Origin of the sequence: Pseudomonas sp. NPDC089996 (assembly GCF_044748405.1) — a bacterium.
Classification (GTDB): Bacteria; Pseudomonadota; Gammaproteobacteria; order Pseudomonadales; family Pseudomonadaceae; genus Aquipseudomonas.
Genome location: NZ_JBIVGA010000009.1, coordinates 217,513 through 241,536 on the forward strand (window position 1 = coordinate 217,513; position 24,024 = coordinate 241,536).

The 24,024-nt window shown below is 62.9% G+C and carries 21 protein-coding genes, 1 tRNA gene and 2 pseudogenes; 10 read left to right on the forward strand and 14 right to left on the reverse strand.

Annotation, left to right across the window (positions count from 1 at the left end):
• Positions 1-66: 66 nt before the first annotated feature.
• Positions 67-402 (reverse strand): hypothetical protein, encoded by a 336-nt coding sequence (locus tag ACIPW4_RS17770; protein ID WP_400660100.1) that lies wholly within the window; start codon positions 400-402, stop codon positions 67-69.
• A gap of 131 nt (positions 403-533) precedes the next feature.
• On the opposite strand from ACIPW4_RS17770, the gene ACIPW4_RS17775 reads away from it, so the two are divergent.
• The 6 genes and pseudogenes from ACIPW4_RS17775 to ACIPW4_RS17800 form a co-directional block, all read left to right on the forward strand.
• On the forward strand, positions 534-1,109 hold the full coding sequence (locus ACIPW4_RS17775) for a DUF2796 domain-containing protein (RefSeq protein ID WP_400660102.1): 576 nt from the start codon (positions 534-536) through the stop codon (positions 1,107-1,109).
• A 1-nt stretch (position 1,110) separates the two neighbouring features.
• Positions 1,111-1,821 (forward strand): ABC transporter ATP-binding protein, encoded by a 711-nt coding sequence (locus ACIPW4_RS17780; RefSeq protein WP_400660103.1) that lies wholly within the window; start codon positions 1,111-1,113, stop codon positions 1,819-1,821.
• Entirely contained in the window at positions 1,821-3,086 is a 1,266-nt protein-coding gene (locus tag ACIPW4_RS17785; protein WP_400660106.1) for an ABC transporter permease, read from the forward strand. Before ACIPW4_RS17780 ends, ACIPW4_RS17785 begins: the two co-directional genes overlap by 1 nt.
• Before the next feature lie 11 nt (positions 3,087-3,097).
• Positions 3,098-3,715 carry a DUF3299 domain-containing protein gene (locus tag ACIPW4_RS17790; RefSeq protein WP_400660109.1) on the forward strand — a complete coding sequence of 206 codons (618 nt, stop codon included), beginning with the start codon at positions 3,098-3,100 and terminating at the stop codon, positions 3,713-3,715.
• A 109-nt stretch (positions 3,716-3,824) separates the two neighbouring features.
• On the forward strand, positions 3,825-4,508 hold the full coding sequence (locus ACIPW4_RS17795) for an OmpW family protein (protein ID WP_400660111.1): 684 nt from the start codon (positions 3,825-3,827) through the stop codon (positions 4,506-4,508).
• An 82-nt stretch (positions 4,509-4,590) separates the two neighbouring features.
• A pseudogene (locus ACIPW4_RS17800) lies at positions 4,591-4,911 on the forward strand (winged helix-turn-helix transcriptional regulator); the annotation flags it as partial.
• A 134-nt stretch (positions 4,912-5,045) separates the two neighbouring features.
• On the opposite strand, the gene ACIPW4_RS17805 reads toward ACIPW4_RS17800, so the two are convergent.
• Together ACIPW4_RS17805 and ACIPW4_RS17810 are read right to left on the reverse strand one after the other, a co-directional pair.
• Positions 5,046-5,978 carry an NAD-dependent epimerase/dehydratase family protein gene (locus ACIPW4_RS17805; protein WP_400660113.1) on the reverse strand — a complete coding sequence of 311 codons (933 nt, stop codon included), beginning with the start codon at positions 5,976-5,978 and terminating at the stop codon, positions 5,046-5,048.
• Positions 5,971-6,855 (reverse strand): sugar nucleotide-binding protein, encoded by an 885-nt coding sequence (locus ACIPW4_RS17810; protein ID WP_400660116.1) that lies wholly within the window; start codon positions 6,853-6,855, stop codon positions 5,971-5,973. Before ACIPW4_RS17810 ends, ACIPW4_RS17805 begins: the two co-directional genes overlap by 8 nt.
• Positions 6,856-7,138: 283 nt before the next feature.
• On the opposite strand from ACIPW4_RS17810, the gene ACIPW4_RS17815 reads away from it, so the two are divergent.
• Positions 7,139-7,936 carry a TSUP family transporter gene (locus ACIPW4_RS17815; RefSeq protein ID WP_400660119.1) on the forward strand — a complete coding sequence of 266 codons (798 nt, stop codon included), beginning with the start codon at positions 7,139-7,141 and terminating at the stop codon, positions 7,934-7,936.
• 5 nt (positions 7,937-7,941) lie between these two features.
• Here the strand turns inward: ACIPW4_RS17815 and ACIPW4_RS17820 are convergent, their stop codons facing one another.
• Positions 7,942-8,751, reverse strand: coding sequence for a helix-turn-helix domain-containing protein (locus ACIPW4_RS17820; protein ID WP_400660123.1), 810 nt, complete (start codon positions 8,749-8,751; stop codon positions 7,942-7,944).
• A gap of 179 nt (positions 8,752-8,930) precedes the next feature.
• Between ACIPW4_RS17820 and ACIPW4_RS17825 the strand changes: the two genes are divergently transcribed.
• A complete protein-coding gene (locus ACIPW4_RS17825) occupies positions 8,931-10,373 on the forward strand; it encodes an alanine/glycine:cation symporter family protein (protein WP_400660125.1) in 1,443 nt (480 codons plus the stop codon).
• Between the two features lie 72 nt (positions 10,374-10,445).
• Positions 10,446-11,432: an asparaginase gene (locus tag ACIPW4_RS17830; RefSeq protein WP_400660127.1), complete on the forward strand. Its 987-nt coding sequence runs from the start codon at positions 10,446-10,448 to the stop codon at positions 11,430-11,432.
• A 124-nt stretch (positions 11,433-11,556) separates the two neighbouring features.
• Here the strand turns inward: ACIPW4_RS17830 and ACIPW4_RS17835 are convergent.
• The 9 genes and pseudogenes from ACIPW4_RS17835 to ACIPW4_RS17875 form a co-directional block, all read right to left on the reverse strand.
• Positions 11,557-11,652: transfer RNA gene (locus tag ACIPW4_RS17835), tRNA-Sec, on the reverse strand.
• Between the two features lie 6 nt (positions 11,653-11,658).
• Positions 11,659-13,581 carry a selenocysteine-specific translation elongation factor gene (gene selB / locus ACIPW4_RS17840; protein ID WP_400660179.1) on the reverse strand — a complete coding sequence of 641 codons (1,923 nt, stop codon included), beginning with the start codon at positions 13,579-13,581 and terminating at the stop codon, positions 11,659-11,661.
• On the reverse strand, positions 13,578-15,005 hold the full coding sequence (selA, locus tag ACIPW4_RS17845; RefSeq protein WP_400660130.1) for an L-seryl-tRNA(Sec) selenium transferase: 1,428 nt from the start codon (positions 15,003-15,005) through the stop codon (positions 13,578-13,580). The genes selB and selA overlap by 4 nt, the downstream gene beginning before the upstream one ends.
• A 136-nt stretch (positions 15,006-15,141) precedes the next feature.
• A complete protein-coding gene (gene fdhE / locus ACIPW4_RS17850; protein WP_400660132.1) occupies positions 15,142-16,068 on the reverse strand; it encodes a formate dehydrogenase accessory protein FdhE in 927 nt (308 codons plus the stop codon).
• 4 nt (positions 16,069-16,072) lie between these two features.
• Positions 16,073-16,729, reverse strand: coding sequence for a formate dehydrogenase subunit gamma (locus tag ACIPW4_RS17855; RefSeq protein WP_400660135.1), 657 nt, complete (start codon positions 16,727-16,729; stop codon positions 16,073-16,075).
• Complete coding sequence (gene fdxH, locus ACIPW4_RS17860; protein ID WP_400660138.1) at positions 16,726-17,676, reverse strand: formate dehydrogenase subunit beta; 951 nt, start codon at positions 17,674-17,676, stop codon at positions 16,726-16,728. Before fdxH ends, ACIPW4_RS17855 begins: the two co-directional genes overlap by 4 nt.
• Positions 17,676-20,744: a formate dehydrogenase-N subunit alpha gene (gene fdnG, locus ACIPW4_RS17865; protein ID WP_400660141.1), complete on the reverse strand. Its 3,069-nt coding sequence runs from the start codon at positions 20,742-20,744 to the stop codon at positions 17,676-17,678. Before fdnG ends, fdxH begins: the two co-directional genes overlap by 1 nt.
• 495 nt (positions 20,745-21,239) lie before the next feature.
• On the reverse strand, positions 21,240-22,109 hold the full coding sequence (locus ACIPW4_RS17870) for a DMT family transporter (protein ID WP_400660144.1): 870 nt from the start codon (positions 22,107-22,109) through the stop codon (positions 21,240-21,242).
• Positions 22,110-22,431: 322 nt separating this feature from the next.
• Positions 22,432-22,746, reverse strand: a pseudogene (locus ACIPW4_RS17875) (NADP-dependent 3-hydroxy acid dehydrogenase); the annotation flags it as partial.
• Positions 22,747-22,916: 170 nt separating this feature from the next.
• Between ACIPW4_RS17875 and ACIPW4_RS17880 the strand changes: the two are divergent.
• Entirely contained in the window at positions 22,917-23,402 is a 486-nt protein-coding gene (locus tag ACIPW4_RS17880) for a heme-binding protein (protein ID WP_400660146.1), read from the forward strand.
• Between the two features lie 67 nt (positions 23,403-23,469).
• Here ACIPW4_RS17880 and ACIPW4_RS17885 read toward each other — a convergent pair whose 3' ends face one another.
• The gene (locus tag ACIPW4_RS17885) at positions 23,470-24,021 is read right to left on the reverse strand and encodes a single-stranded DNA-binding protein (RefSeq protein WP_400660149.1); all 552 of its coding nucleotides are present in this window, start codon (positions 24,019-24,021) and stop codon (positions 23,470-23,472) included.
• Between the last annotated feature and the right edge of the window lie 3 nt (positions 24,022-24,024).

Genomic DNA, 24,024 nt, shown 5'->3' on the forward strand with positions numbered 1-24,024 from the left:
GCGGTCTCTTGTAGGAGCGGCCTTGTGTCGCGAAAGGGCTGCAGAGCAGCCCCAGAATCCAGAACCTCACCCCACCCAATGATACACCGGCGCATCGACGCCACTTTCCACCTTCACCTCACTGCTGTGGCGCAAACGCACCAGCAGCCGCTTGCCCGCCGCCGTGCTCCCGGTCAGCCCCTCCAGCCGGTCGAGCAACTCCGGCCCACTCATCTGCCCCGCCTCACGCAGCAGCTCACGCGCCGCATGCCACTGCCCATCATCCTGACGCGGTGCTGCGGCCACGGCGACCGGTTCAGCTACCGGCACCTCGATCTGCCGCCCCAGCTGCGCCCACTCCTGCGGCTCCAGCTCGATGGTCAGGTCTACCGGCCAGTCACCAATCTGCCCACGAATTCTCACGATGCGCCCCTTGAGCTCAAGTCAATGCAACCATGCTACCGCAACATGAAAGCTGTGCCACACAGGCTGGCGGCGCAAATAAAAGTTGTTATAACATAACTCAATATTCCAGCCCCCTCTCGGAGTCGCCCATGCGCCGCCTGCTACTCGCCCTGCCCTTTGCCCTTCTGCCCCTGGCTGTGGCCCATGCCCACGACGAACATGACCATGATCATGCTCACGGCACCCTGGGCGCCCACGAGCATGGCGTGGCCAAGCTCAATGCGGTGCTCGACGGCAACACCCTGGAGCTGGAGCTGGACAGCCCGGCGATGAACCTGGTCGGTTTCGAACACGTGGCCAGCAGCGAGGCCGATAAGGCCAAGGTCGCCTCCGTGCGCCAGCAGCTCGAGCAACCGCTGAAGCTGTTCAACCTGGCATCTGCCGCCGGCTGCAAGGAAGACCAGCAAGAACTGGAAAGCCCGCTGTTTGGAGATGCAGCCAAGACTGACGACGATGGTGACGAGCACGAGAAAGACCATGTGCACAGCGACATCAATGCCCACTACCAGCTGACCTGCGCCGCTCCGGACAAACTCGCCCAGATCGACCTCGCGCCGTTCTACAAGGCCTTCCCGGCCACCCAGAAGATCAACGTGCAACTGATCGGTCCGAATGGTCAGAAAGGCGTCGAAAGCTCGCCCGCCAAGGCTATGGTCGCATTCTGAAATGAGCCAGGCGTTGATTGAACTGCAGGACCTGGTGTTCGCCTGGCCCGGCCAGGCGCCGCTGCTGGATATTCAGGCGTTTCACCTGCAAGCCGGTGAAGCACTGTTCCTCAAGGGCCCCAGCGGCAGTGGCAAGACCACGCTGCTGGGGCTGCTCGGCGGGGTCAACCGGCCGGGCCAGGGGCGTATCCGGCTGCTCGGGCAGGACCTTGCCTTGCTCGGCCAAGGCGCGCGTGACCGCTTCCGGGTCGACCACACCGGCTACATCTTCCAGCAGTTCAACCTGCTGCCGTTCCTTTCCGTGCGGGAAAACGTCGAGCTGCCGTGCCGCTTCTCGCGCAGCCGCGCCGAACGGGCCATGCAGCGCCACGGCAGCATCGACCAGGCCGCCAGCGAACTGCTCGCGCACCTGGGTCTGGGCGACCCGGCGCTGCTTGCGCGGCGTGCCGACAGCCTGTCGATCGGCCAGCAGCAACGCGTCGCAGCAGCCCGCGCACTGATCGGCCAGCCCGAGCTGGTGATCGCCGACGAGCCGACTTCGGCGCTGGATGCCGACACCCGCGAGGCATTCATCCGCCTGCTGTTCGACGAGTGCCGCGCGGCCGGTTCCAGCCTGTTGTTCGTCAGCCATGACCAGAGCCTGGCACCGCTGTTCGACCGTCACCTGTCCCTGGCCGAACTCAACCGCGCCGCCAAGCCCCGGGAGGCCTGATGTACCTGTTCCGCCTTGCCCTGGCCAGCCTGGCCAACCGCCGTTTCACCGCGTTTCTCACGGCCTTCGCCATCGCCCTGTCGGTGTGCCTGCTGCTGGCTGTCGAGCGCGTGCGCACCGAAGCTCGCGCCAGCTTCGCCAGCACCATCAGCGGCACCGACCTGATCGTCGGCGCCCGTTCGGGCTCGGTGAACCTGCTGCTGTATTCGGTATTCCGCATCGGCAACGCCACCAACAACATTCGCTGGGACAGCTACCAGCACTATGCCCAGGACCCACGCGTGAAGTGGGCGATCCCAATTTCGCTGGGCGACTCGCACCGGGGTTACCGGGTCATGGGCACCACCACGGACTATTTCAGCCATTATCAGTACGGGCGCCGGCAACATCTGGAACTGAGCCAGGGCCGCGAATTCGCCAGCGACCCGTTCGAAGTGGTGCTCGGCGCCGAAGTGGCCGACGCGCTGCACTACAAGCTTGGTGACAAGCTGGTCCTGGCCCATGGCGTGGCAGCGATCAGCCTGGTCAAACACGACGACAAGCCGTTCACCGTGGTCGGCGTGCTCAAGCGCACCGGCACGCCGGTCGACCGCACCCTGCACATCAGCCTGGGCGGCATGGAGGCCATCCACATCGACTGGCACAACGGCGTGCCCGCCCGTGGTGCCGGGCGCATCAGTGCCGAGCAGGCGCGGACCATGGACTTGCAGCCGGCGGCCATTACCGCGTTCATGCTCGGCCTGAACAGCAAGATCGCCACCTTCAGCCTGCAGCGCGAGATCAACGAGTACCGCAGCGAGCCGTTGCTGGCGATTCTGCCCGGGGTTGCCCTGCAGGAGCTGTGGAGCCTGATGGGCACTGCCGAGCAGGCACTGTTCGTGGTGTCGCTGTTCGTGGTGCTGACCGGCCTGATCGGCATGCTCACGGCGATCCTTACCAGTCTCAATGAACGCCGCCGGGAGATGGCGATCCTGCGCTCGGTGGGCGCACGCCCGTGGCATATTGCCGGGCTGCTGGTGCTCGAAGCGCTGGCGCTGGCGGTGACGGGCATCGCGGCGGGGCTCGGGTTGCTCTACGCGGGTATCGCCCTGGCCCAGGGCTATGTTCAGGCCAACTACGGTCTGTACCTGCCGCTGGCCTTGCCAACTGCACATGAATGGACGCTACTGGCTATCATCCTTGGCGCTGCGCTGTTGATGGGCTGCGTACCGGCGTGGCGCGCCTATCGGCAGTCGCTGGCCGATGGCCTGTCCATTCACCTCTGAGAACCCTTGCAATGATCCGAGATCTCACCGCCCTTTTCACGGGCAAGCCCGCTCCCACAAGGCGCGCGCCGAACCCTGTGGGAGCGGGCTTGCCCGCGAAAGGGCCGGGACAGGCAGCACAACTTTTGCTAGCTGTGCTGCTCTCGCTAGCACTACCTGCCTGGGCCGCGGAGCCTCGCGAGCTGGACTGGCCTGCGCTCATCCCCGAAGGCGCGCCGGTCATCCCGCCACAACTGGCCCCTCTGCACGACATGTCGCAACTGAGCGATGCGCTGTCTGCCGAATCGGCGCCACCAGCACGCCAGCAAGGGCCCGACGCCCCGGTGGTGAAAAGCCTCGATGGCCAGCAGGTCAAGATCCCGGGCTATATCGTGCCGCTGGAGGTAAGCGAAGAGGGCCGCACCACCGAATTCCTGCTGGTGCCCTACTATGGCGCCTGCATCCATGTGCCTCCGCCGCCGTCGAACCAGATCGTGCACATTTTCAGCGAAATGGGTGTGCGCGTGGAGGACCTCTACCAGCCCTACTGGATCGAGGGAAAGATGCAGGTCAGAGCCTCCAGCAGCGAACTGGCCGACGCCGGTTACCAGATGGAAGCCGAGAAAATCTACGCTTATGTGCTCAAGTGAGAACTGTTTCGAATTCATGACGACGCTTCTTTGAGCTGGGTCAAACATTCTGTTTAAACAGCTCCGTACCATTGGACCATTCGATTACTCACGTCCTTTGGGAGCTTCCATGAACAAGTCCATGCTTGGCGCCTCGCTTGTGGCCCTTGCGCTCGCCGCCCCTACCGCCCACGCCCACCAGGCGGGTGATGTCATCGTCCGCGCCGGTGCCATCACCACGGCCCCGAACGAAAGCAGCGGCGATCTGAAATTCGACGGCAGCAAGGTGTCGGGCACCAAGGCGACCCTGGACAGCGACACCCAGCTGGGCCTGACCTTCGCCTACATGCTCACCGACCACATCGGCCTGGAGCTGCTGGCCGCCACCCCGTTCAAGCACAGCGTTGGCGTCAAAGGCTTGGGCGGCGGGCTGGACGGCAAGCTCGCCGACATCAAACAGCTGCCACCGACCCTGTCCGTGCAGTACTACCCGATGGAGCCGAGCTCGAAGTTCCAGCCCTATGCAGGCGTGGGCATCAACTACACCCTGTTCTTCGATGAAGACCTGACCAGCGAGCGCAAGCAGCAGGGCTTCAGCAATCTCAAGCTGCAGGATTCGGTGGGTATCGCCGGCCAGTTGGGCATGGACTACATGATCACTGACAACCTGCTGGTCAACGCCTCGGTCTGGTACGTCGACATTGACACCAAGGCCAGCGTCGACGGCCCGACCGCGCTGGGCTACAGCAAGACCAAGGTCGACGTGGATGTCGACCCTTGGGTGTACATGGTCGGCCTTGGCTACAAGTTCTGACCTGAACACGACAGGGCGGCTTCGGCCGCCCTTTTACGTTGCCCCCATGTCCAATACCCGAGTGCCAGCGCACTGATCGCCGAAGAACCTGGGGCTGGCGAAGAACATCCTGGCGTCGCGGTTGAAGCTGCTGGTGGAGAGTGGGTTGCTGGCTTTGCAGCCGGCGTCGGATGGCAGTGCCTACAAGGAATATGTGCTGACCGACAAGGGGCGCTCGGTGTTTCCGATCGTGGTGGGGTTGCGCCAGTGGGGGGAGCGTTTTTTGTTCGAGGCGGGGGAAGCGCGGTCTGAGCTGGTGGACAGTGCCAAGGGGCGGCCGGTCGGGATTCTGCAGGTGCGGGCCGAGGATGGTCGGCTGCTGGCTGCAGAGGATTGCCTACGTAAAGTTGTGCGGCATTCATGAACCTGGGGCCGCTTTGCGGCCCTTTCGCGACACAAGGCCGCTCCTACAGGGTTTGCGCAAGTTTTGATGTTTGCGCTGATCATTGTGGGAGCGGCCTTGTGTCGCGAAAGGGCTGCGCAGCAGCCCCGGCTATCTCAAGCCTTGCCGAGCAGCTTGGCCAACCCCTCGACCATCGGCGTCGCCGGCGGAAAATCGAAACGCGCCAGCAAACGCTGGTTGTCAGCCCGGGAATGGCGAATGTCACCCGACCGCGCCTGGCCGTAGCTGATCGCCGGCAAGCTGCCCACCACCTGCTCCAGCGCCTTGAGCATCTGGTTCAGCGAAGTCGCCTGGTTCAGGCCGACGTTCACTGCGCCCTCTTCCACCTGCGGTTGCTCCAGTGCCTGCACCATCACCTGCACCAGGTCGCCGACGTAGAGGAAGTCACGGGTCTGCTCGCCATCACCGAACACGGTGATCGGCAGGCCCTGGGCGGCCCGTTCGCTGAAGATGCTGATCACCCCGGAATACGGCGAGGACGGGTCCTGGCGCGGGCCGAAGATGTTGAAGAAGCGGAACACCACCGGCTCCAGGCCATGCTGGCGGCGGTAGAAATCCAGGTACTGCTCACTGGCCAGCTTGTCCACGGCATAGGGTGTCAGCGGCGCCTTGGGCGTGTCCTCGGCAATCGACTCACCTTCGCCATTATTGCCATACACCGCCGCGCTCGAGGCAAACAGCACCCGGCGCACGCCATGCACGCGCATGGCCTCGGCCACGTTGAGGGTGCCGATGAAGTTGCTCTGGTGAGTCTTCACCGGGTCTTCGACCGACGCCTGCACCGACGCCACCGCAGCCAGGTGAACCACGGCACGGCAACCGGCAGCGGCACGCTGAACCAGCGCGGCATCGGCCACATCGCCTTCGATCAGCTCGAGGCGCGGGTTATCCAGCTGCAGGTTGTCGCGCTTGCCGGTGGAAAGGTCGTCGAGAATACGTACGGCGTAGCCCTTGGCCAGTAACGCATCGCACAGGTGGGAGCCAATGAAGCCGGCGCCGCCGGTGATCAGGATGGGGGCATCAGCCATGGCGGTAGAATCGATCCAGTAGTGGCGGCAAACCCGCGCGCCAGGCACGCGGCTTGATGCCGAAAGTGTGAAGAATTTTCTTGCAGGCCAGTACTGCGTGCTGCGGCTCCTCGCTGGCATCCGGCCGTGCGGCATGGGCCTGCGCGGTCGGTGCCTGCACGGCCAGCTGACGGTACTGCCCGGCCTCGCTGAGAATCGCCTGGCCCAGCGCCAGCGGCGTGGTCGCCTCGTTGCCAGCGTAATGGTAGGTGCCCCACAGCGGCGCACTGCAGTCGAGCTGCTTGAGCACCGACAGGATGACCCGCGCGGCGTCGTCGACCGGCGTCGGGTTGCCACGCCGGTCATCGGCCAGCAGCAGCTCCTGAGGTTGCTCGGCGCGGGTCAGGAAGCGGCCCAGGGCACCGTCGATGCTCTCGTCCAGCAACCAGCCGAAGCGCAGCAGCACATGCTGCGGGCATGCCGCGCGCACGCTCTGCTCGATACGCCACAGGGCCTGGCCACGCTGGCCCAATGGAACCGGCTCGTCCTTTTCGCTGTAGGCCGTGGCCCGCGAACCGTCGAACACTCGGTAGCTGGAAGGCTGCACCAGGGTGATCTGGTGGTGCTGGCACAACTCCGCCAGCCGCTCCACCGCCCGTTCCTGCTGGGCCAGGCGCTGGTCGCTGACCGACTCGGCCTGGAACCAGTCGAAGTAGTAGGCCAGGTTGACCACGGCATCGGGACGATGATCGTCAAGCAGCTGAGTGAGGCTGGCCGGTGCCCAGCCGTCTTCTGGCGGACGCGGTGCCAGGAATGCGATGTCCTCCTCGGCCCCGAGACGAATCAGCGCTTGCCCGAGGGCATTGCCACCACCCAACAGCATCAGGCGCATACGCATAGAGTCAGCAGATCCGAACAGGTTGATTGAGGGAAAGGAGTCATTTTGCGGTTTCCTGGCAGGGAAGTCCAACCTTGGGGGGCTTATCACCAGATGCCGCTTGGCCGCATCAGCGACTCGGAATTGCCCTACGCGACGCACCGCCCTTTGCCGACTTCCTATCCCAACAAAGCTCGATTCAATAATCCAGCCAAAGCAACAAGCTTCAGCACATCCCCATAGACAATTACTTTCGAGGCCAAACCTTTATTTGCCGCCCGCAGCAAATACCGGACGAACACGCATGGAAATCGAAACTTCAACTTTGTTGATTCTTGCCGCCACTGCATTGCTGGCAGGTTTCTTCGACGCCATCGCAGGTGGCGGTGGTTTACTTACGCTTCCGGCGCTATTTATTGCCGGAGTCGATCCGCTGGCGGCAATGGCTACCAACAAATTCCAGGCCTCCTCGGCCAGTTCTTCAGCAGTCTGGGCGTTCGCCCGCAAACGCATGATCCAGTGGCGAGCAGACTGGCCAATGGCTTTGCTGTCATTCGCCGGTGGTGTAGCGGGCGCCTTGTCAATCAGCTTGCTCGACAGAGCAGTCCTTGAAGCAACTGTGCCGTTCTTGCTGATAACGGTCGCTACCTACTTTGCACTAAGCCCCAAGCTCGAGGATCAGGACCGCAAGCGGCGGCTGTCGTATTTCTGCTTTGCGCTCGTGGTTGCTCCAGGCATCGGTTTCTATGACGGCATTTTTGGCCCGGGTACCGGATCATTCTTTATGGTCGCCTTCACACTGCTGCTGGGGCAGCACCTAATGCAGGCAATCTGTAGCAGCAAACTGCTCAATGCATCCTGCAACCTTGGAGCGTTGTCGGTATTTGCCTTCGGTGGGGCCATCATATGGCCTTTGGCGCTGGCCATGGCGGCCTGCGCCATCATCGGCGCTCAACTCGGCGCACGCTGCGCCCTCTACTTCGGGCCGCAACTGGTCAAACCATTGTTGATCACGGTGTGTTGCCTGATGGCGGTGAAGTTGTTGCTAGGTGATGGTCATCCGGTAGGTGAATGGCTGCGCGCTTACACAGCGATGCGCTGAATATTTCACTCAATCTCGAACAAGCTGTTACGCAACGGCCCCACACTCAACCGTTCACGCACATCGTCATCGATCCGAGGATCGTCCGGCCGGTACAGCCTGACCTGCCGATAGGCGTTGATGCGGTTGATCTCCTCCCCCAGGTATTCCCACACAACCCGGGTACACGCCGGGTTGCGCCGGTCGCCGCTGGACACCCCGGACTTCAGGCCGTTCAGGCGGGTGATGCGGCTTTTGAAACTGGGGATGAGGATGGTCTGGCTCATCTCGTTGAAGGTCAGCGACTCGTAGTCGATAAGGAACACTCGGTCCTGCAGCTGGAACGCGGCGCCCAGGTAGCGGCAACGCACCTCGGCATGCTGGTCGGTGGCGCTGGAGCGTTCCTGGCGTTCCTGGCGCTCGAACAGGAAACGGCCGCGCTCTTCCCACAGGTGTACCAGCGATACCAGGATGTTGCCCGGTACCGACATGCTGTTGGAGTACTCGAAGTAATAGCCGCAATAGCGCGACAGATTGCCGGCGTGCTCGTGCAGCGGGCGGAACAGCTCACTGATCGGGTCGCCGGGCTGCTCGGTCACCGCCGAGACGCGCGCGCCGATCAGGCGGGCGAACTGTTCGGCCGGCAGATTCAGCTCGTAATCCTCGACACCGAAGAAGTCCCCGATGCGCTTGAGGTTGAAAGGCGTCGGGCGGCTCTGGCCGCTCAGGTACTTGTTGAACTGTGCGCGGTTGATCGAGAGCTGGCGGCAAACTTCCGAGATAGAGCGGTAATGGCTGCAGGCCAGTTTGAGGTTGGTAGCGAAATGATCGCTCATGGCAGGGAACTCAGGTGACGCGAATGATGCCAGTGTAGCATCAAGTCGCACCAAAACGGAGCAATGCGCGAAATTGTAACCACTCTTGTCATGGCCAACCATGCGCCCCAACGCATAGCGGTGCGCCTGCCGTCCGCTGGTCTTTCCACACGAAGAATAAGAATCGAGGTCATTTTCCAATGCTCGAAGTAATCAACGATTTCCTTTCGGGGAAACTCCTCATCGTGCTGATCGTAGGGCTGGGTAGCTACTTCACCATCCGCTCCCGATTCGTCCAGTTCCGCCACTTCGCCCACATGTTCGGGGTGTTCAAGGAATCGCTGCGGGGCCAGGCAGGCCAGTTGAGCTCCTTCCAGGCCCTGATGCTGAGCCTGGCCGGCCGCGTTGGCGCCGGTAACATCGCCGGTGTCGGCATTGCCGTGACCCTGGGCGGCCCAGGCGCGGTGTTCTGGATGTGGGTCACTGCACTGGTGGGCATGTCCAGCAGCTTCTTCGAATGCACCCTGGCGCAGGTCTACAAGCGCGCCGACGGCGACGGCCTGTACCGTGGCGGCCCGGCGTACTACATCCTGCATGGCCTGAAGCGCAGAAGCATGGCCATCGTGTTCTCGATCCTGCTGCTGGTTACCTACGGCTTTGCCTTCATCGGCCTGCAGTCGTACACCGTGACCCACTCGCTGCAGAACGCCTTCGCCTTCGACCCAAGCCACACCGGTATCGTCCTGGCCGTGTTGTTGGCCATCACCTTCATCGGCGGTATCAAGCGCATCGCCGCTGTGTCGGACCTGCTGGTACCGGTCAAGACCTTGGCCTACATCGGCGTGACCCTGTACGTGATCGGCACCCAGATCGAACACGTGCCAGCCATGCTGGAAACCATCTTCAAGAGTGCCTTCGGCCTCGACCCGGCATTCGGCGGCCTGCTCGGCAGCGCCATCGTCATGGGCGTGAAGCGTGGCGTGTTCGCCAACGAAGCAGGCCTGGGCAGTGCGCCAAACGTGGCTGCCGTGGCCGCCGTGAAACACCCAGGCGCCCAAGGCGTGGTTCAGGCCTTCAGCGTGTTCCTCGACACCTTCGTGATCTGCACCTGCACCGCGCTGCTGATCCTGTTGTCGGGTTTCTACACCCCAGGCTTCGAGGGTGACGGCATCGTCCTGACCCAGAACTCGCTGGCCGCCGTGGTCGGTGACTGGGGCCGCCTGTTCGTCAGCGTGGCGCTGTCGCTGTTCGTGTTCACCTGCATCCTCTACAACTACTACCTGGGCGAGAACAGCCTGCAGTTCCTCACCCGCAACCGCGGCGTGCTGATGGCCTTCCGTGGCCTGGTGCTGGCGCTGGTGGTGTGGGGCTCGATGCAAGACCTGACGACCGTGTTCGCCTTCGCTGACATCACCATGACCTGCCTGGCCTTCGTCAACCTGATCGCCCTGGCATTGCTGTTCAAGGTCGGCCTGCGGGTGATGCGCGACTACGATGACCAGCGCAAGGCTGGCATCAAGCAGCCCGTGTTCGACTCGTCGAAGTTCGCCGACCTGGACCTGGACCGCAACGCCTGGCCTGCCAATCCGCAGGTGGAAACAGCCACTGACAAAGCCGTCGGCCAAGCTCAGCCGCAGCGCTGATATCCTGCCCTGCCCAGCCGCCCCGTCCGTGGGCGGCTGCTTTACCTCCGCTCACCGCTTCGGATGCTCTCCATGCGTGCAGTCAAGAATCTCCTCGTGCTTTACACCGGTGGCACCATCGGCATGCTCGAAACCGCCGAAGGCCTGGCGCCGGCCGGTGGTTTCGACGCGCGGATGCGCGAACACCTCGCCCAGCTGACCGATGCACCCCAGGTGCAATGGACGCTGCAGGAAATGAACCCACTGCTCGATAGCGCCAACATGCAGCAGCACAACTGGCTGGCGATGCGCGATGCCATCGTCGCGGCGGTGGATGCCGGCCACGACGGCGTGCTGGTGCTGCATGGCACCGACAGCCTGGCCTACAGCGCCGCAGCGCTGTCGTTCCTGCTGCTGGGCCTGCCGGTGCCGGTGCTGCTGACCGGTTCGATGCTGCCGGCCGGGGCACCGGGCAGCGATGCCTGGGATAACCTGTGCGGGGCCCTGCGCCTGGTCGAACAAGGCCTGGAAGATGGCGTGCAGCTGTACTTCCACGGCCAGCTGCTGCATGGCTGCCGGGCTTCGAAATTGCGCAGCGAAGCCTTCGATGCTTTCGCGGCGCTGCCGCGCCATCGTGAAGGCGAGCGTGCCGGCGAATTGCCTGTCGCCTTGAGCTATCGCCAGCAGCGCCAGCCGGTCAACCTCGCGGTGATGCCGGTGTTCCCCGGCTTGCAGGCCGCGCACCTGAAGGCTCTGCTCGACAGTGACGTGCAAGGGTTACTGCTGGAGTGCTATGGCAGTGGCACCGGGCCGTCGGATGACCAGGCATTGCTGGAGGTGCTGCGAGCGGCGCGCCAGCGTGGTGTGCTGCTGGTTGCCATCAGCCAGTGCCCTGAAGGGTCGGTGGTGTTCGATACCTATGCTGCGGGTAACCGTTTGCGCGGTGCCGGACTGGTCAGTGGTGGCGGCATGACCCGCGAGGCGGCGCTGGGCAAGATGTTTGCGTTGCTGGGGGCCGGGCTGAATGTGGATGCAGCAGAGCAGTGGTTTGCGCTTGACCTGTGTGGGGAGCGGGCCTGATTGATGCTTGCTCTGGCCTCTTCGCGGGTAAACCCGCTCCCACACAGTCTGCGTTGCCCTCAATGCTGACACTGTCCTTGTGGGAGCGGGTTCACCCGCGAAGGGCCTGACAGGTACACGAAAATGGCGGAAGGCAGCGGGAGTCGAACCTGCCCGGGAACGGCTGCCGTCCCCAACCGGGTTTGAAGCCCGGCCGCGCCACCGGGCGCGATTGCCTTCCTTGAACTCAGTCCCTGGCCTGCTGCTGGGCCAGGGCGCTGTCGGCGCGGATGTGACGTTGATCGGCCACCCTGCGGGTGAGGCCGATGCGGTCGAAGTATTCGAGAACCTGCACACTGCGTTTGCGACCGATGCCCAACATATCGCGAAACGCGGCAACCTGCACTACCGGTGTCTCCCTGGCTTGCCCGAGCAACAGCTCTGCCATGCGCCGTAGCGTCGCCTCGGGGTAGAACAGGTCACGCACCACCTGATGCACCAGGCCGAGCCTGGCCAGCTTGCGCAGCAGCAGGCGCACATCCGCCTCTGCACACTTTTCTTCCGTGGCCAGCGTCCTCACCCAGGGCGGGTCGTACTGCCCTTCAAGCATCTTTGGCTGTAGCCGCGCCCACAAGGCACTGTCGGCTTCGCTCAACTGCACCTTGTGATCAGGCAGGTGCAGCCATGGCCCGCTGCTGGCAATCATCGCGTCATTGAGCAGCTCATCGAGCAGGCTCACGAATGCCGAGCGCTCCAGGGGCAAGGCAGCAAAGCGGCGCAAGCGGTCGCGGTCAGGGCCGAGCTGGTCGGGCTCCTGCTCGTGAAACCGCGCCAGCTGCTCCAGCACCTGATGCCTCAGTGCCTGCCATTGGCTTTTTGCAAACAGCAACGGGCCCTGCCGTGTGGCTATCACCTGCACATCATTGGGCAATAGCCAGGTTTCGCGCTGACGATTGAACTGGCGTTCCAGGCGCTGCGGGTCGAGCCCACCGAGCGCACTGGCGAGCATGGCCGGCAATGCTTCCTCCAGGTCATCTGCATCGCACAACACCTGCAGCTGGCGCAGGCGCTCCACACTGCGGCGCTGTCGACTCGGCGCGAACGGGTCCAGCACCCTGCCACCGCCGAGGGTGCGCTGGGCACGCTGGTCCCTTAGCACCAGACGGTCACCATGTACCGCCTGCAACGGCGCGTTGAGCAGCAGTTGGGCAAACATGCGCTGGCCGGCGGCCAGGGTTTCACCTTCGAGCAAGGCCACCCGCGCCGTCACATCCTGGGTACCGAGGTGCACATGAACGGCACTGAAATGTTCGAAAACGCGCGGCTCACCGGGTAGCAGGTAAAGTTCGATATCCACCCGTACGCCAGGCGCATATAGCCATTCGGGCAGCAACCAGTCGCCGCGGTGCACCTGGTCCACCGCCAGGCGTTCGGCGGCGATGTTCAGCGCCACTCGCTGGCCGGCCTCGGCCACCAAGGCAACCTGGTTCTGCGCGTGCAGGCCACGCACCCGCACCGGCTTGCCGGCCTTGCCCAGCAGCAAGGTGTCACCGGCACTAACCCGCCCGGCCAGTGCCGTGCCGGTGACCACTACCCCGGCACCGGTCACGGCGAAGACGCGATCGACTGCCAGGCGAAAGCCACCGCGCACGCTGCGCTGACGCACCCGCACCTCAGCCTCTAGCAAGGCCCGGCGCAACACCTCCATACCCTGCCCGGTGATGCTCGACACGGGGAATTGCCGTGCCTTGGCATAAGGCCCCTCAGCCAGCAAGTCCCTGACCTGAGCCTGCACCTCTGCCAGTCGCGCGGGCTCGACCCGGTCGCATTTGCTGATCACCACCAGCGCCTGGGGAATGCCCAGCAGCTCGATGATCGCCAGGTGCTCGCGGGTCTGCGGCATCACCCCGTCGTCGGCGGCCACCACCAGCAGCACCAGGTCGACGCCATGGGCGCCGGCCAGCATGTTGTGGATAAACCGTTCGTGGCCTGGCACATCGATAAAGCCGGTCAATGCCGCCCCTTCAGCCAGCGCCGCGTAACGGTAGCCAAGGTCGATGGTCATGCCACGGGCGCGTTCTTCCCGGCGCTGATCCCCGGCCTGGCCGGTGAGCGCCTGAAGCAACGCGGTCTTGCCATGGTCGATATGGCCGGCGGTACCGACGATCACTGCACCGCCCCCAGTTGCAGGGCTGGCAGTTGCGCAAGCCATTGGGCCTCATCGTCGAGCTGGCGCAAATCCAGCCACAGGGCATCGTCATCAATACGGCCAAGCACCGGCACCGGCAGATCGCGCAGGGCCCGCTCCAGCACATGCAGGCTGCGACCGCGCAGCTTCTTCGACACCTGTGGGCGCAGGCACAACGCCGCACTGGGCAGGCGCGCCACCGGCTGGCTGCCACTGCCGATCATGCCCAGTGCAGGCTCGATGCTGACCCGCCATTGCTCACCCAGATGCGCCATGAGTTCGGGGGCCAGGCGCTCGGCCTGGGCGTGGATTTCGGCCTGGCTACGGGTGAGCAGACGCAGGCTCGGCAGGCGTTCGGCCAGGCGGTCGGGGTTGCGGTACAGCGCCAGCACTGCTTCGAGTGCGGCCAAGGTGATCTTGTCGACCCGAAGCGCGCGTTTGAGCGGGTTCTTCTTGATCCTGGCGATCAAGGCCTTGCTGCCGACGATGATCCCGGCTTGCGGCCCACCCAGCAGTTTGTCGCCACTGAACGTGACGATGTCGGCGCCATCGGCCAAGGCCTGACGCACCGTGGGTTCTGCGGGCAGGCCCCAGCGCGTGAGGTCGAGCAGGCTGCCGCTGCCCAGGTCTTCGAGCAGCGGCAGGTCATGCTGGTGGGCGATACGTGCCAGTTCGGCAGTCGGCACCTGGTGGGTAAAGCCCTGAATGCTGTAGTTGCTGCAGTGCACGCGCATCAGCAGGCCGGTGCGCGGGCCTATGGCGGCTTCATAATCCCGGGCGTGGGTGCGGTTGGTGGTGCCGATCTCGTGCAGCTTCACCCCGGCGCGGGCCATGATGTCGGGGATGCGGAAGGCGCCACCAATCTCGATCAGCTCACCGCGGGAGATGATGCCCTCCCTGCGTGCGCCCAGGCTGTTGAGCGCCAGCAGCACGGCGGCCGCGTTGTTGTTGACCACGGTCACGGCTTCGGCGCCGGTCAGCTCGCGGATCAGGCCTTCGATCAGGTCGTCGCGGTCACCACGTTTGCCGGTGGCCAGGTCGAACTCCAGGTTGAGCGGGTAGCGGGCGGCAGTCTGCATGGCCTCGATGGCTTCCTCGGGCAGCAGCGCGCGGCCGAGGTTGGTGTGCAGCACGGTGCCGGTGAGGTTGAACACCCGGCGGACCTGGCTGCGCTGCTGGATCGACAGGCGCTCGCCGGCGCGGCCGAGGAGGATTTCAGGGGCCAGTTCGGCACTGCTGAGTTCGCCGTTGCGGGCGGGATCGCGCAGGTCGTCGAGCAGTTGGCGCAAGGTGGCCAGGACGGCGTCGCGGCCATGGCGGTCGATCAGCGGAAGGCAGGCCGGGTGGCGCAGGAGGGTATCGATAGAGGGCAGGCGTGGGATGTCGCTGGCTAGGCTGGAGGACATGCAGTACTACCTTGGACTGATCCGTTGTCTGTGCTGACCCTTTCACGGGCAAGCCCGCTCCTACAGGGAAAACGCATGCCCCTGTAGGAGCGGGTTCACCCGCGAAGCAGGCGACTCGGTATTACAGTGTAGACACTCACCCACTCCCGGGTGCCAGCATCAGGTTGGGTGCCAGACGATGAAAGCCCTCCTCGTCCAGCCGGATATCCAGCGCTAGGCTGGCCAGATCGTCCGCCAACGGCTCGGCCGCTGCATCGTTTTCCAGATAGCTCTGCTTCAGGTAGCTCTCGCACCCCGGGCAGCATTCCGCCCGCAGCGGCGCCTTGCCCGGCGCATGTCGGTCATCTTCGAGGCTGGTGTAGCGCAAATCCTTGCTCGACTCGCAATACACGCACTTGACCCGCACCACATGCCACTCACAGGCACACAGCGAACAGGCCAGATAACGCAATCCGTTGTGCTTGCCGCGGTTACGCACGACACCGGCCATCGCTGGCGAACCACAGGCCGGGCACTGGGCCAGGCTACCGGAGGGTTTCAGCTCGACAGCTGGCAGCGCCAGCAACCAGCTCGACCAGGCGGCCTGCAAGGCAGCGCCGATGAACGGTACCAGCGCCGCCGGCAGCGCACCGTACTGCCCTCCGAGCAAGGCGATACCCCAGCCCTTGCGCTGAGTGTCGTCACTCTTGCGCAGGGCTTGCAGTGCCTCGCCCAGCGCGCCACTGGCCTCGCTGTCGAAGTGCATGAGCAAAGCCTGCAGCCAGACCAGCCACGACCCTTCACGCACCAGGCTGTCGGCCGCAAGCGGTGGCAGGCCATGACTTATGCACAGGCGCTGGCGCTCCTTGGCCACCGGCAACCCGCCGGGCGGGTTATCCACAAGCTCCTGCTGCACCCGGCACAGCTGGGCGATCAGCCGCAAATACTCACCCAGGGCATTGCCCTGGGCGAGGTAGTCCAGGCGCGCAGCGCGCAGTCCAAACAGATCGGCAGGTGGCAGATGCAGAAACGGCGGCATCACCGCCGACGCTTCGATCTGCCCGGGTTCGAGTATCGTGCTCAAGCGTTCATCCTTCTTTGCGTCCGTGATCGCCCGGCGTCTTGTCGCCGGTCACTTCGCGATACCACAGCTCATGGTGTTTGCGTGCCCAGGCACGGCTGACCCACCCATGCAGCATGGCGCCAACCGAGCCCTTGATCCAGATGCCGGCGTAGATGTGCACGATGATGCTGAGGATCAGCACGAACGCCGCCAAGGCATGGGCCAGCGTCGACAGGCGAATGGCCTCGATGCCGAACAGGTGGCTGAAGTACGCGCGCCAGATCACCACGCCGCTGAGCAGCAGTACCAGCATGCACACCAACAGGGTCCAGAACAGCAACTTCTGCCCGGCGTTGTACTTGCCGATCGGCGGCACGCCCTCCTCCTTGTTCATCATTACCCGGTCGATGCGGCGCAGCCACAGGCGATCGTTGGCGGTGATGAAGTTGGCACGCCAGAAGCGGAACACCAGGCCAAGGAAGAACACGAACATCGCCACGCCCAGGAACGGGTGCAGGATGCGCGTCCATGGCCCGCCACCGAACAGATGGCTGAGCCAGAACAGTGCCGGGTGGAACAGCGCCAGCCCGGACAGCCCCGCCGTCATGAACAGGATCGCGACGATCCAGTGGTTGGTCCGCTCGTTGGCGTTGTAGCGCAGTATGGGTTTGTTGTCGTTCATGGCCGCTGCTCCCCTTGCCCGCCGGGCCTGGTCGGGTCATAGATATGCACCGACGGGTCCACCTTGTGCACGCTTTCGTCCGGCGCTGTGGGGTGTTCGTCCTCTTCCACCCGCTGTGGGCCCACCCGCACGTAGTGGAAGAACCCGGCCAGCACCGCCGCGCCCATGGCCAGTAGCGCCAGCGGCTTGGTGAAGCCCTTCCACAACCCCACCAGCGGGCTGATAACCGGCTGGTCCGGCAGGCCGGCGTAGAGCTTCGGCGTGTCGGCATGGTGCAGCACGTACATCACGTGGGTGCCGCCGACACCGTCCGGGTCATACAGCCCGGCCTGGTCGTAACCGCGCGACTTGAGATCGACGATGCGCTCGGCGGCATGCACTTTCATCTCATCCTTGCTACCGAACACAATCGCGCCGGTCGGGCAGGTTTTCACGCAGGCCGGCTCCAGCCCCACACTCACGCGGTCGGAACACAGGGTGCACTTGTACGCTTTGTGGTCCTTCTGCGAGATGCGCGGGATGTTGAACGGGCAGCCGGTGATGCAGTATCCGCAACCGATGCAGTGGTCCTGATTGAAGTCGACGATGCCGTTGGCGTGCTTGATGATCGCCCCGGGGCTCGGGCAAGCCTTCAGGCAACCCGGGTCGGCGCAATGCATGCAGCCATCCTTGCGGATCAGCCACTCCAGGTTGCCGTCGTCGCGCTCGTGCTCGGTGAAGCGCATCAGGGTCCAGGTTTCGGCGGTGAGGTCCTGGGGGTTGTCGTAGGTGCCGTGGTTGTGGCCGACCTCGTCACGCAGTTCGTTCCACTCCGAGCACGCCACCTGGCAGGCCTTGCAACCGATGCACTTGGTGGTGTCGATCAGCTTGGCGACTTCTTCCAGCTGGCGTACCGAGGACGGAACGGTGGTGGTGGCCGAGCGGGCGATGATGTCTTGGCTGGCCATCAGAGTTTCTCCACTTTGACGAGGAACGACTTCGACTCTGGCGTCTGGGTGTTGCCGTCACCGAGGAACGGCACCAGGGTGTTGGTCAGGTAGCCATGCCGCGTGCTCCCGGTGAAGCCCCAGTGCAACGGGATGCCGATCTGGTGCACGGTCTGGTTGTTGACCTGCAGCGGGCGAATGCGCTTGGTCACCACAGCCACCGCATCGATGTGCCCACGCTTGCTCGACACCCGCACCCGGTCACCGGCCTTGATGCCTTTCTCGTTGGCCAGCACCTCGCCGATCTCGACAAACTGCTCGGGCTGGGCGATGGCATTGAGCCGACAATGCTTGCTCCAGAAGTGGAAGTGCTCGGTCAGCCGGTAGGTGGTCGCCGCATAGGGGAACTCGTCGTGCTTGCCGAGGGTGTCCCACACCGAATCGAAGATCCGCCCGGCCGGGTTGCTGGTCGCCTTCTTGTTCTGCGGGTGCAGCGGGTTGATGCCGATTGGCGTCTCGAACGGCTCGTAGTGTTCGGGGAACGGCCCTTCGGCCATCTTGTCGATGGCGAAGAACCGCGCTACGCCCTCGGGGTTCATGATGAACGGGTTCATCCCCGCCTCGGGTGGCGAGTCGACCTTGAAGTCGGGCACGTCAGTGCCGGTCCAGGCCTTGCCGTTCCACCACACCAGACGCTTCTTCTCCGGGTCCCATGGCTTGCCTTGCGGGTCGCTGGAAGCACGGTTGTAGAGGATGCGCCGGTTGGCCGGCCAGGCCCACGCCCAGTTCTGCACCTGGTGCATGCCGTACGGGTCGCTGTTGTCGCGGCGGGCCATCTGGTTGCCCTGCTCGGTCCAGCAGCCGGCGAAGATCCAGCAGCCGGACGCGGTGCTGCCGTCGTCCTTGAGCTGGCCGAAGCCCGCCAGCTGCTGGCCAGCCTTGATGACCGCACCGGTCGGGTCGGTGACATCCGTCACTGCCCAGCCGTTCATCTCCTTGGCCAACTCCTCGGGTGAAGGCTCTTCAGGAATCTTGTAGGGCCAGTGGATGTTCATCATGGCGTCCGGATAAGCGCCGCCTTCTGCCTGGTAACGCTGGCGCAGGCGGATGAACAGCTCGCTCATGATCTGCACGTCGGTACGGGTCTCGCCCGGGCCGTCGGCGCCCTTCCAGTGCCACTGCAGCCAGCGACTGCTGTTGACCAGCGAACCATCCTCCTCGGCGAAACAGGTGGTGGGCAGGCGGATTACCTCGGTCTGAATATTGGCCGTGTCGACGTCGTTGAACGGCCCGGCGTTGCGCCAGAACTCCGATGTCTCTGTGGCCAGCGGGTCCATGACCACCAGCCACTTGAGCTTGCCAAGCGCCGCAGTGACGCGGTTCTTGTCCGGCAGTGCGGCGATCGGGTTGAAGCCCTGACACATGTAGCCGTTGACCTTGCCCTGGCTCATCATCTCGAACATGCGCAGCACGTCGTAGGCCGGCACGTCGAGCTTGGGCAGCCAGTCGTAGCCCCAGTTGTTTTCCGCTGTTGCGTTGGGGCCGTACCAGGATTTCATCAGACTGACGTGGAATTTGCCGTAGTTCTGCCAGTACGACAGCTGCCCCGGACGCAGCGGCTTCGACGCACGCTTGTCGATGTAGGTGGCGTAGTCCTGCTCGGCATCGCCCGCCAGGGTCAGGTAGCCCGGCAGTGAATTGGACAACAGCCCGAGGTCGGTCAGGCCCTGGATGTTGGAGTGCCCGCGCAGGGCATTGACCCCGCCGCCGGGCATGCCGACGTTGCCCAGCAGCAGCTGGACCATGGCCGCACTGCGGATAATCTGCGCGCCGATGGAGTGCTGAGTCCAGCCGAGGGCGTAGAGGATCGTCATGGTCTTGCCCGGTACCGAGCAGGTGGCGATCTCTTCCCAGACCTTCATCATGGCGTCCTGCGGCATGCCGCAGGTCATGCTGGCCAGTTCCGGGGTATAGCGGCTGTAGTGCTGCTTCATCAGCTGATACACGCAGCGCGGGTGCTGCAGGGTCGGGTCGACTTGGGCGAAGCCATCCTCGCCCAGCTCGTAACCCCAGCCGGATTTGTCCGCATACACACGTTTGGCCTCGTCGTAGCCGCTGAACAGCCCGTCCTCGAAGCCATAGTTCTCTTTGACGATGAACGACACGTCGGTGTAGTTGCGCACGTACTCGTGCTGGATCTTGTCGTTGCTCAGCAGGTAGTTGATCAACCCGCCCATGAAGGCGATGTCGGTGCCGGTACGGATCGGCGCATAGTAGTCCGCCACCGAAGCGGTACGGGTAAACCGCGGGTCGACCACGATCAGCCGCGCCTGGTTGTGCGCCTTGGCTTCGGTCACCCATTTGAAGCCACACGGGTGCGCTTCTGCTGCGTTGCCACCCATCACCAGGACCAGATTCGCGTTGGCGATATCGGACCAGTGGTTGGTCATGGCGCCACGGCCGTACGTCGGGGCAAGACTTGCCACCGTCGGGCCATGTCAGACACGTGCCTGGTTATCGAACCCCAGCATGCCGGTTGCGCGGATGACCTTGTGGGTCAGGTAGCCGGCCTCGCTGGAGGCGGCGGAGGCGGCCAGGAAACCGGTGGTAAGCCAGCGGTTGACCGTTTGCCCCTGGGCGTTCTTCTCGATGAAGTTGGCGTCGCGGTCCTGCTTCATCAGGTCGGCGACGCGATCGAGCGCTTCGTCCCAGCTGACCCGCACCCACTCGTTGCTGCCCGGCTTGCGCATTTCGGGGTACTTGAGGCGGCTGGGGCTGTGGATAAAGTCGAGCAGGCCGGCGCCTTTAGGGCATAGTGTGCCGCGGTTGACCGGGTGGTCGGCATCGCCTTCGATGTGGATGATGTTCTGTTTGACGTTCTTGCCCGCATCGCCCTGGCTGTACAGGATCAGGCCACAGCCGACCGAACAGTAGGGGCAGGTGTTGCGGGTTTCTTTGGTGTGCGCCAGCTTGAAGTGACGCACCTGCTCGGCGAAGGCCGGCGTCGGGGCCATGCCCAACGCCGCCAGGCTAGAGCCTCCAAGGCCGACGGCGGCGACCTTGAAGAACTGCCGACGGTTGAGGTCCATCGTGCACTCCTGATCAGGTTTGGACGCACGGAACATGGCCGGCGCCTCTTGAGTAGTCACGGTGGCGGCTTTTTGATGGCTGCCGATAGGTAAGACTAGTCAAGAAACGAGAAGGTGCGATGACATGGGTCAGGTTGTTGGCATTGACTTCAGCTGTTGTTAACACACGACAGAGAATCCGGGGCCGCAATGCGGCCCTTTCGCGTCATACGGCCGCCCCTACAACTCCACCGTCGGCCCTGATGGTCTCAATGAAATATCGAAGTCGTCCTCTGCTATATGATGGATTTCTACATGTTCTCTAGCATCCTTACCATTAATGCCAATTACCTTGTAACGAGCAAGCAGAAAAGAGCGACGTAACTCGAACATTTACAGCCCGCATCCAGGCGCATGACACGAGATTTATGGCGTTCGATCTCATAGGCGCTAACCATGGTGTGACGAGCGCCAAACGGCCCTCTTTCATTTTGTGGAAGAGCCACACGAAAAATGTCACCCGTAAAGATGCAGAAGAACAGCCCCTGACAACACCAGACTGACTCCACCAATCTGAACTATCGACAGTCGCTCGCGATAGAACAAGTAGCCCAGGATCGCAGCAATGCCGCCCGAAAGGGTGCTGATGACGGTGACGACGGAAACCGAGCCATTGAGCGCTCCCCAGGAAAACGCGGAGAACCCGCCCAGGTTGAAAAGACTGGCGCTGCATAGTGATCCAAAGGTCTTCAACCTGATCGTCGCGTGGTCCCGCAGCAACCTGAAGGCTTCAGGGATGAGAAATATGACCCCCACTGCATAGCCCAGCGCCAGCATGTTCACCGGCCCTAGCACCGGCAAGGCGAACTTGCCCTGAATCCAGAAGCTGATGCCGTAAAGCATCGCAGCTAATAACGCAAACCCTACTGATATCGTGCTGGTGGTCCTGCGCTCGGAATCACCTCCGTGATCACTGCGGCTGGCCAGTAAAACCCCGAAGAAGCAAACGAGTATGCCGCTCACCTGCCAGGCTGATAGCGCATCTCCGCCCAGCCATGCCAGCAAGGTTGTAAAAACGCCATACGAAGTGACCAAAGGTGCCACAACCGCAGTTTTGCCAACAGCAAAGGCCTTCGACAGCGCCAACGCCCCCACTACGGTACACAGAGAAGCTACTACGCCCACCCCTAGCGCACGCCATGGTGCAGATATGAGCTTTTCCCACTGACTCGCTGAGATGACAATAATGATCGTCATTAACAAAAGCCCCAGCAGTTGCCCGAAAAAAACCGCCCGCTTGACTCCAACCGCTCGTGCGTTCACGCCGACCAAAAAGTCCGTAGCCCCCCAGAGCGCCGCCGCTAACAGACCCATGAATACGTCCACAGTCATGTTCCTTATTACAAATTATCCCTGTTCTCCATCAGACAGTAATCGGGACAATGTCAAAAATCAAACACGTGCATGCACTTTTGCCCGACTACCAACTCAACAATAGAATCAACACAATTAGTCAATACTACCGACACAAGAATAAGTATCAAAAGAGCAATATAGGAACTTTCCCACAAGATTCCACCTTACGTCCTACGCCAAGCACCACTAATCTCAAGAAACTTTTCGTATTCATCAGTACACCCCCTCAATGGAAATAATTAGTTTCAATCCCGGCACCTCGCTTGGCATAGAGAAGGTGCGATGACATGGGTCATCGCATACGCCAATCAACACCGCGGCAGTTACGCGCCACATTGAGCGCCGCGCTGCTCTGGGCCATCGGCATGATCTCGACGGTATTGATGTTCACATGCCCCGGGTGCTCAGCGATCCAGGCCACCGTAGTGGCGATGTCCACTGGCAAGATGGCCTCCACGTCGCGGTAGAGGGTTTGCACCGTATCCAGGTCGCCGTTCAGGCGAACCACCGAAAAGACGATGCCCGAGCACAACCCCGGCTCGATATTGCTCACCCGCACGCGGGTGCCTGCCAGGTCGGCACGCAGTTTGAGGCTGAACTGGCGAACGGGCTTTGCCCTGACCAAACTGGCGAGCTTCCTGGACTCGCCGGAGCCGGGGTTGTTTTATTGAGCGGTATGCCGAGCCACTCCCGCTCGGCAGCTTCGGAAAAGGACTACATCAAATTGCGTGGAGTCTGGCTAGGTTTAGGCAAATTCCGACAAAGGGAGCTGTCCTCATGAATTTCAAGGCACTCGCCCTGAGTGTACTCGTCGCCGGCCCATGCACCACTGCTCCAATTTATGCAGCTGCCTTGGGTGAAAATCCTTCGCCACTCACTTCACAACAAGCGCGAAAAATGACGGCGGCCGCCGAACAAGCGGCCGCTGCCCAAGGCTATGCGATCGTCATCAGCATTATCGACAGCCATGGCAACCTGAAACACTTCCACCGCATGGACGGCACCAGCAGCGGCAGTATCAAGGTGGCGCAACTCAAGGCCGCGACCTCTGCCCGGTTCCCGTTGTCTTCACGCTCACTTGGCGAACGCAGCTCCGCATACCCGGCCAACCCCTATGCATCATTACCGGGGTTTACCTTGCTGGAGGGAGGCTTGCCAATAATGGACAAGAACGGCATGCACATCGGAGGTATCGGCATCAGTGGTGCAACGCCAGAGCTGGATACACAGTTTGCTCAGGCGGCGCTGGATAGCGATGCCTGAACAGGCATAAAAAAACCCAGAGCAACTACCCTGGGTTTCTGTTTCAGCTAAACGCCTGACCGTTCAATCAGAACGGAATATCGTCATCAAAGCTGTCGAAGTCAGCCGCCGGCTGCGGCGCAGGCTGCTGTGGCGCCGGGCGCTGCTGTTGCTGCTGCGGACGCTGGGCCTGCTGGCGTGGCGGAGCTTGGTTGTACTGCTGCTGCTGGCCACCGCCCTGGTTGTAGTTGCCGCCACCCTGGTTGTACGGGTCGCCGCCCTGCTGCTGGCCCTGCGGACGACCGCCGAGCAGCTGCATGGTGCCGTTGATGTCGACAATGATCTCGGTGGTGTAGCGCTTGATGCCGTCCTTTTCCCACTCGCGGGTCTGCAGCTTGCCTTCGATGTAGCACTGCGAACCTTTGCGCAGGTACTCGCCGGCGATTTCGGCAACCTTGCCGAACAGCGACACACGGTGCCACTCGGTACGCTCGACCTTCTGGCCCGACTGCTTGTCGGTCCACTGCTCGCTGGTGGCCAGGCTCAAGTTGGTCACGGCGTTACCGTTGGGCAGGTAGCGGACTTCGGGATCCTGGCCACAGGTGCCGACCAGAATGACTTTGTTAACCCCACGGGCCATAAC

Excerpts from the sequence above, each read along its gene's own strand:
- ACIPW4_RS17815 (WP_400660119.1), top strand. The coding sequence starts at position 7,139 with ATGGAAATCGAAACTTCAACTTTGTTGATTCTTGCCGCCACTGCATTG.
- ACIPW4_RS17830 (WP_400660127.1), top strand. The coding sequence starts at position 10,446 with ATGCGTGCAGTCAAGAATCTCCTCGTGCTTTACACCGGTGGCACCATC.
- ACIPW4_RS17820 (WP_400660123.1), bottom strand. The coding sequence starts at position 8,751 with ATGAGCGATCATTTCGCTACCAACCTCAAACTGGCCTGCAGCCATTAC.
- ACIPW4_RS17825 (WP_400660125.1), top strand. The coding sequence starts at position 8,931 with ATGCTCGAAGTAATCAACGATTTCCTTTCGGGGAAACTCCTCATCGTG.
- ACIPW4_RS17795 (WP_400660111.1), top strand. The coding sequence starts at position 3,825 with ATGAACAAGTCCATGCTTGGCGCCTCGCTTGTGGCCCTTGCGCTCGCC.
- ACIPW4_RS17775 (WP_400660102.1), top strand. The coding sequence starts at position 534 with ATGCGCCGCCTGCTACTCGCCCTGCCCTTTGCCCTTCTGCCCCTGGCT.
- ACIPW4_RS17880 (WP_400660146.1), top strand. The coding sequence starts at position 22,917 with ATGAATTTCAAGGCACTCGCCCTGAGTGTACTCGTCGCCGGCCCATGC.
- ACIPW4_RS17790 (WP_400660109.1), top strand. The coding sequence starts at position 3,098 with ATGATCCGAGATCTCACCGCCCTTTTCACGGGCAAGCCCGCTCCCACA.
- selA (WP_400660130.1), bottom strand. The coding sequence starts at position 15,005 with ATGTCCTCCAGCCTAGCCAGCGACATCCCACGCCTGCCCTCTATCGAT.
- ACIPW4_RS17855 (WP_400660135.1), bottom strand. The coding sequence starts at position 16,729 with ATGAACGACAACAAACCCATACTGCGCTACAACGCCAACGAGCGGACC.
- ACIPW4_RS17810 (WP_400660116.1), bottom strand. The coding sequence starts at position 6,855 with ATGCGTATGCGCCTGATGCTGTTGGGTGGTGGCAATGCCCTCGGGCAA.
- fdxH (WP_400660138.1), bottom strand. The coding sequence starts at position 17,676 with ATGGCCAGCCAAGACATCATCGCCCGCTCGGCCACCACCACCGTTCCG.
- ACIPW4_RS17785 (WP_400660106.1), top strand. The coding sequence starts at position 1,821 with ATGTACCTGTTCCGCCTTGCCCTGGCCAGCCTGGCCAACCGCCGTTTC.
- ACIPW4_RS17780 (WP_400660103.1), top strand. The coding sequence starts at position 1,111 with ATGAGCCAGGCGTTGATTGAACTGCAGGACCTGGTGTTCGCCTGGCCC.
- ACIPW4_RS17805 (WP_400660113.1), bottom strand. The coding sequence starts at position 5,978 with ATGGCTGATGCCCCCATCCTGATCACCGGCGGCGCCGGCTTCATTGGC.
- ACIPW4_RS17885 (WP_400660149.1), bottom strand. The coding sequence starts at position 24,021 with ATGGCCCGTGGGGTTAACAAAGTCATTCTGGTCGGCACCTGTGGCCAG.